The sequence below is a fragment of the Candidatus Neomarinimicrobiota bacterium genome, assembly GCA_041862535.1.
Classification (GTDB): domain Bacteria; phylum Fidelibacterota; class Marinisomatia; order SCGC-AAA003-L08; family TS1B11.
This window is the reverse complement of the sequence record JBGVTM010000105.1, coordinates 1-6,826: the sequence shown is the minus strand read 5'-3', so window position 1 is coordinate 6,826 and position 6,826 is coordinate 1. Positions and strand designations below refer to the sequence as shown.

Below are 6,826 nucleotides of genomic sequence, written 5' to 3'. Positions count from 1 at the left end.
ACAATCACCCGCGCCGTAGTTCACGGCCCCGGCGAAGCTGCCGTCCCCCGCCCCCAGCAGCACCGAGACGTTATCGGAGATGTAATTGGCCACGGCCAGGTCCTGGTGGCCGTCACCGTCCAGGTCGGCCGCGGTTACCGACCAAGGACCATCGCCCGCGCCGTAGTTCACGGCCCCGGCGAAGCTGCCGTCCCCCATCCCCAACAGCACCGAGACGTTATTGGAATAGCGATTGGCCACGGCTAGGTCCGGGTGGCCGTCTCCGTCCAGATCGGCCGCGGTCACCGACCAGGGATCATCACCCACGCTGTAATTCACGGCCCCGGCGAAGCTGCCGTCCCCCGCCCCCAGCAGCACCGAGACATCATTTGAACCTTCATTGGCCACGGCCAGGTCCGGGTCGCCGTCACCGTCCAGGTCGGCCGCGGTCACCGAAAAGGGACCATAGCCCACGCCGTAGTTCACGGCCCCGGTGAAGATGCCGTCCCCGGTCCCCAGCAGCACTGAGACGTTATCGAGATCGGAATTGGCTACGGCCAGGTCCAGGTCGCCGTCACCGTCCAGGTCGGCCGCGGTCACCGACCGGGGCTCATCACCCACGCCGTAATTCACGGCCTCGGTGAAGATGCCACTGCCGCCTGTGAACATGGCTGTAAAGCCCCACGAAAATGGAGTCACCAGCGTATCACCCGCCGTATTCTCCAAGCCCGTCGTCAACGTCACGCTAACCTGCTCGCCTACCTGGAAGGTACTGTCGGGCGTAAACGTAGCGGTATTCCCAACAGTACTATAGCTACCGCCTAGCTTACCAGTATAGCTCCCATGCACAACGAAAGTGCTTGCATTAATGGTAGTGGAGTTCATATCCACCCCGAAGTTGACCGAGATGGTTGTATCCAGCGGCACATTCAGGGCGTTCTGGGCGGGGTAGGTGGAAACGATATTGGGCGCCTGGGCGAATGCCAGCATGGGCAGCAGGACCACGAGTAATGCTGCCGCGGATACACGCGGATTTACGCTGATATCTTTTGTCTTCTTCATCCGTGTTTATCCGCGTAAATCTGTGGCAAATACATCACCGCACCTCCACCAAAGCGGCGACCGTTTCGTAAAGAGAAATGTCCTGGTTATCCGGGTCCCGGATTGCCGACGCTGTATCAAACGTGATCTCCGTTTGCCCCGACTGTACCGCGGTGAACGCGATCAGCGCGATAGCCCCCGTCCCGCTCACACCCGGTGGGTCGCCAGTCGCCGTTGCCACATCGATGGTAGCCGTTCCTATAGTGTTGTCATACTTGCTGAAGGGGATCACCGTGCCGCCGTTGGCCTTGAGCAAGGAGCGGGCATCGTCGTAGACCTCGATGTTCTCAACCTGAAGCTTGGCGGTATCAAACTCCAGTACGGCCTTGACGGCAAACACGTTCTCCATTTCCTCCAGCATCACTTCAACTGTGAATGTGCCACCCAGGTCTACTTCCTGATACCGGGGCTGCAGCCATAAAGCGGGACCGTGAATGTCGTCAACGGTGTAATTACGAAAAGCGGCGGTGTCCTCCTCAATCCACGAGAGATACCGCCCTTTCACCTCAAACAGGTAATCACCTTCATCCTGATAAGTATAGGTCACCATCGTATCCGCGGACCAGGCCGACCACCCGCTTTCATTCAGGCGGTAGGAGAAGGTCATGATCGTCTGATTGCCCCTCCAGGTGAAGGAGACCGTGTGAGTGTCCACCACCGCTCCTTCAACAGGACCGGATGTGATCGTCGTCTGCGGCGGTTCGTAGGTGGGATCGCCAGGGATGAGGGGATTATCGAACTCGGGCTCACTAGGCGTACTCGGACACCTAAGCCAGACACTGAGGAAGAAGGTCAGAATTATGGTTATCTGACGTGTTATTCGAGAGCCAGCCATCATCAGAAGGCAATATCGACGATGTTGATAATCCAGACACCCCCCAACATCGACAGATAGATATTCCGGCCTTTTTCGGCTTGCTTCATTGAATCGAAACTCTCCTGCACCGCTTCCATTTTCTCAAGCGCGATCTCTACATTTGTCTCGCGGTTATAGTCGTCCAGACGCTCTTGATAAGTATCGTAGTGGTCTAAAAAGTCCCGGTGGGTAGTATACCCCCAATACCCTATCCCCATGGCGGCCCCCAGATAGATCACACCTTTTCGATAGCCATGATAGAGCTGACCTCCGCCCGGCATAACCACTGAAAGTGCCACGGCTGGACCCTTGGGCTTTCTCTTCAAAGTATAGTTAAGAGCGGTTTCGTGGTCACTGAGAATCGTCGCAGTGTCCTTGTAAGAGTAATACTCGGGCTTGGTGATTCTGAGCTGGTAGGAACCCATTTGTAGCGGGATCCTGTCCATGGGCGTCTTCCCCGCGATCTTGCCATCCAGCCTTACATGTGATCCGGCATCGCCATTGAGAGCCAGCCATCCCATGATCGGTTTTAGTTGAAGATTCAGCTGCGATCGCTCGCCAACTTCCAGGATAAGGGTCGTATCAAGTGCATGATAACGATCTAATCGGACTGTGACTGTGTGAGCCGCACCCGGGTTAAGTTCCAGTTGGGTCACAGGAGTGGGGCCTTTGTCTAGGTCATTGACGAAAAGAATGGCTCCAGGCGGATCACTCATTACATCGACAATCGCTGGCCTTAATGTGGGACCGGTCGTCACTTCCGGTGTTGTCACCCTACATATTTTCCTCGCCGCAGCGCTCATCCCTTCGGTCAGGACCAGATCAATCGAACCCTGGGTACCATAGGAAGCCGTTTCGATAACCGCTCTGCTCTCCACATCCACGATTCGCATCTCGACCGTCCAGGTATTTCCTACTTTGCCGATGGAGCCGGCCAGCACGAGCTGCGCCCCAAGCAGCTGCCCGATCTCAACCGCACATTCATTTGACGTACAGCCCGTCAGTTGGAAATCCTGCTTCTGAAGGATCTGAAGCATCAAGCCCCGCTCGATCACGCGGTATACACCCAGCTGAGTTGTGTTGGTGCGCAGTCGGTTCGTGAGGGCCTGGACTTCGGATTCAGACAGGCCAAACCCTTCGAACTCAAGGACGGCCAGGGTCTGCTTTTCCTGGGCGGGTAAAGACCCGGCCAGCAGCAATATCCCAATCGCGGCTATAGATAATACACGTCTCATCAATGACATCTCTGCCATGACCTGTTGGAAGTAGTGAATCTTGGCTTGACTGATGTTTTAGGATATGAAGATCTACGCGGGGCCAGGGGGAATTGGTCTTTAGGAGAACATAGTTTTGGGCATGCAAATACTGCCCTTGGCACTGACCATCTCCCACTATCGAGGTTGAGAGGGAACAATTAGAAGTGTCTATGTTTAGTTTAACTAATAACGTGGCTATACAATAGTTCCCCGTCAATTACGTGATGGGGATCATAAGTAAGTTAGGCTAAGCATCTGCTCTACGGATTTACGGAATCCCGTTGTGAAATGAAAACCCGTATCCGGCGTATTCGGAAATGTGGTGATTGTAGCGCCTCTACCCTAATTTTAGTTAGTATCAAATGATACCTAGGCATGAGGTTGGTAAATTGACCGACACCATACTGGAGGTATCATGGAAAGCCAACTTGCTGAAAGGTTAAAGTCCAAATCGGTCAAGAACGCTATCATCGGCCGGATCACCGAGGATTTTAATCTGACTCCTCTCCTGGCCGAGGCGTACTTCAACCAGATCAAAGACTACCTCCTGGAGTATACCGCTCTTTGCCTGGAGTCGGGCCAGATCCACTACCGTTCGGCTGAGCTCACGACGAAGCCTGGCTATCGACGACCGGGAACCGGCCGGCAAGCCCGTGGATCTGTGCTGGAAGGTTTCTGTTAAACTGACCCTGCATGATCCCTACCCCCTCAAAGGGGATTCGGGGTAGGCGAATCTCGTTGAAAAATTCATTCATTTTTAGGCCTTTAATTCCAGCATCACTTCGGCTATAACACATTCCATTTTTAATCCTTAAAAAGTACCAATCACAGACACATCTCCATCTAGGCATATCCCAGGTATAGATCCAGGTGAGTTTTGCTCGTGGTTGTCACTACAATGCTACCAGCATGCGTAAAACGGGATTCTAGCGCATGGTCTCTGGTCTGCTGAACTCCATTCATCCCCGAAAGCCTTGTATAGGGGGAATATACGCCGCGCATATTGGCAATGGGAAAGGCCCCTTGGGGGGACATACCCCCCCGGGTGTATGCCTAAACCGCATCCGATTGCGTATGCTACAATCCGTATACTATTCCGCGGTTTGTTTGCGGTTGTTTGCATGCCTATGGTGATTTCGAACAAGGAGGGGCTGAAACGAAAATTGCCGACGGGGGAACGACCTGCCGTCGGCAAAATCAGATTTCGGGGCTATCCCGCAGCTGCGGGACAACCCCCTGCTCCCAAATTAGGTGTTCAATAATCTTAACATTCCTAATATCAATATATTCTGACATGCATATCATAACCGTATATACTATATTGTATACGGGCATATAGGTTATCCGATTGAGAAAAACCACACTATGGATGGGAATGAGATCCGCACTCCCTTACGGGGACTGGATTATGTGTCCAACATGGCTGGAGGTGAGCAACTCCCGACATTGTACTAAAATGTCGCTGTTTGCGAAGATTGAGCTTTATCGCCGGAGGGACCAGAAGAGGAGATATAGCTGTGGATTTTTCGATCATTGTTTTCCCGTTATGAAAAAAAATGGGCAAGCATTATTGGGCAGGAATTTGATCAATTGTGACCAATTCTAATTAATTGGAGTTTGAAAACAACCGTAGACAGCCCTGCAGGTGAATATTAACTTTTTTGAGAGGTTTGTCCAGCCTAAAATTGCGATCCAGGTCTATATAGAGTGGAGTGAAGTATAGTGAATTCTAGAGCATGGTTGGCATATGCAATGACTACGACCCTTCTATGGGGTATTTGGGGTGCGTTGATTGAAATACCGGAAAAGGCTGGATTTCCAGCAACACTGGGCTATTCAGCTTGGGCTATGACGATGATTCCCGTTGCTATCATTGCCTTGAAGCTTATCGGTTGGCAATTAGAACGGGATCGGCGTTCGATATCTATAGGAATGAGTGCAGGGCTTTTAGGATGTAGTGGCCAGCTCATCCTGTTCCAAGTTTTGCGGATAGGTCCCGCCTACATCGTTTTTCCGATCATCTCACTTTATCCGGTGGTAACGATTATATTATCGGCTACACTGTTGAAAGAAAGAGCGAGTAGACGCTCATGGATTGGGATTTTCTCCGCCCTTTTCGCTATTTTGATGTTGGCATACCAATCTCCGGTAAGCTCACCTGTTAAAGGTTATTTCTGGCTAGCGCTGGCAATCGTCGTCTTCCTGATGTGGGGTATTCAGGCCTTCATCATGAAATCCGCTGGTGATAGTATGCATGCGGAGAGCTTCGCGTTTTATACTATGTCCAGTGCTGTCCTACTGACTCCGATTGCCTTGTTCATGACCGATTTTTCCCTGAGCATCAACTGGGGATTCTCCGGGCTTTACTCCGCACTACTCATCCAATCCTTGAATGCGGTGGGGTTCCTCTTCTTTGCCTATTCAATACGCTACGGTAAGGCCATCATCGTTGTGCCTATGATGGCACTAGCGCCTGTTGTAACCGTCATTCTCTCGCTCATATTGTACGCTGTTATTCCGCATCCGATAATTATTGGGGGTATGATTTTAGCCTTCATCGCGATATATCTAATGGCAGAATAATGAATATTCATTTTAGCGAATTGGACCAAGCGGCGTTCCCTATAGAGACCTTACACCAGCTAATATGATGCGAGGAATCACTCGGACATCAACATCACCTGCGTAGACATGGCAAAGCTGCCTGCCACGGACAAAACTGAATATTCTGCTGGAGGAAACGATGGGCACAATTACATCTCAGAATCTTAAAGCCTGGTGCGAGGTAGCGTACGACGAACTGGAGAAGCATCCCCAGTTGAAAATACCTTTTCGCCTTGTTGATGATTCAGCTGCCATGGGCCAGGTCATGGCACGGGAGCTGGTCGATGAGATCGAAACGCATAATGAGAGGGGCGAGGTTACCCGAGCCATCATCCCGTGTGGACCAAGTTGTTGGTATCAGCCGTTCACCGACCTGGTTAACAAGGAAAAAGTCAGTTTAAAGAACTTGGTTGTCTTCCACATGGATGAATGTCTCGACTGGGAAGGTCGCGAACTCCCCCGGAAACATCCGTACAGTTTTCGTGGATTCATGGAAGAGCACTTTTATGGGCCTGTCCGTCCTGACCTTGCGATCCCGGAAGAGAATCGGATCTGGCCCACCGCGAATAATGTAGAGGAAATCAAGCGAAAAATAGGGGAAGCGCCCATCGACATCACCTACGGCGGTTGGGGGCAAGACGGACACGTCGCTTACAACCAAGCCAGACGACACCCCTTCAGCCACGTCACTATTGATGATGTCCGCAACTCTACAGTGCGTGTCCAGGAAAATAATATCGACACCATCATAGCCTTGGCACAACGCACCTTTGGTATGGCCTATCAATTTGTCCCACCCATGTCAGTAACGCTGGGTATGAAAGAATGCCTGTCGGCTAGGAAAATCCGATTGTTCAGCGATACCGGCGCCTGGAAACAGACGGCACTCCGTGTCGCGCTGTTCGGTCCTCTCACTCCCGAATACCCCATCACCCTCCTGCAGGAGCATGAGGATGCCTTGCTGACCGCGACTATCGACACAGCAACCCACCCTATCAGTGAACACCCTGAATGGGACTTGGGGATTTAA

Annotated in this window: 6 protein-coding genes; 3 read left to right on the top strand and 3 right to left on the bottom strand. The window is 52.0% G+C overall.

Annotated features, from left to right (window positions below; translation table 11 throughout):
• From ACETWG_04070 to ACETWG_04060, 3 genes are all read right to left on the bottom strand, one after another.
• A partial coding sequence (locus tag ACETWG_04070; GenBank protein ID MFB0515766.1) for an FG-GAP-like repeat-containing protein occupies window positions 1–1,041 on the bottom strand: 1,041 nt, incomplete at its 3' end.
• A gap of 34 nt (window positions 1,042–1,075) precedes the next feature.
• Window positions 1,076–1,918: a cohesin domain-containing protein gene (locus ACETWG_04065; protein MFB0515765.1), complete on the bottom strand. Its 843-nt coding sequence runs from the start codon at window positions 1,916–1,918 to the stop codon at window positions 1,076–1,078.
• Window positions 1,918–3,171 (bottom strand): PEGA domain-containing protein, encoded by a 1,254-nt coding sequence (locus tag ACETWG_04060; protein MFB0515764.1) that lies wholly within the window; start codon window positions 3,169–3,171, stop codon window positions 1,918–1,920. Before ACETWG_04060 ends, ACETWG_04065 begins: the two co-directional genes overlap by 1 nt.
• 436 nt (window positions 3,172–3,607) lie before the next feature.
• On the opposite strand from ACETWG_04060, the gene ACETWG_04055 reads away from it, so the two are divergent.
• The 3 genes from ACETWG_04055 to ACETWG_04045 all read left to right on the top strand — a co-directional run bounded on the left by ACETWG_04055 (window position 3,608) and on the right by ACETWG_04045 (window position 6,826).
• On the top strand, window positions 3,608–3,874 hold the full coding sequence (locus ACETWG_04055; protein MFB0515763.1) for a hypothetical protein: 267 nt from the start codon (window positions 3,608–3,610) through the stop codon (window positions 3,872–3,874).
• Window positions 3,875–4,914: 1,040 nt separating this feature from the next.
• Window positions 4,915–5,775, top strand: a complete 861-nt coding sequence (locus ACETWG_04050; protein ID MFB0515762.1) for a DMT family transporter — start codon at window positions 4,915–4,917, stop codon at window positions 5,773–5,775.
• 160 nt (window positions 5,776–5,935) lie between these two features.
• Entirely contained in the window at window positions 5,936–6,826 is an 891-nt protein-coding gene (locus tag ACETWG_04045) for a hypothetical protein (GenBank protein ID MFB0515761.1), read from the top strand.

What these genes read in the sequence shown, in the direction of transcription:
- ACETWG_04065 (MFB0515765.1), bottom strand. Translation starts at nt 1,918, where the DNA reads ATGATGGCTGGCTCTCGAATAACACGTCAGATAACCATAATTCTGACC.
- ACETWG_04060 (MFB0515764.1), bottom strand. Translation starts at nt 3,171, where the DNA reads ATGAGACGTGTATTATCTATAGCCGCGATTGGGATATTGCTGCTGGCC.
- ACETWG_04055 (MFB0515763.1), top strand. Translation starts at nt 3,608, where the DNA reads ATGGAAAGCCAACTTGCTGAAAGGTTAAAGTCCAAATCGGTCAAGAAC.
- ACETWG_04045 (MFB0515761.1), top strand. Translation starts at nt 5,936, where the DNA reads ATGGGCACAATTACATCTCAGAATCTTAAAGCCTGGTGCGAGGTAGCG.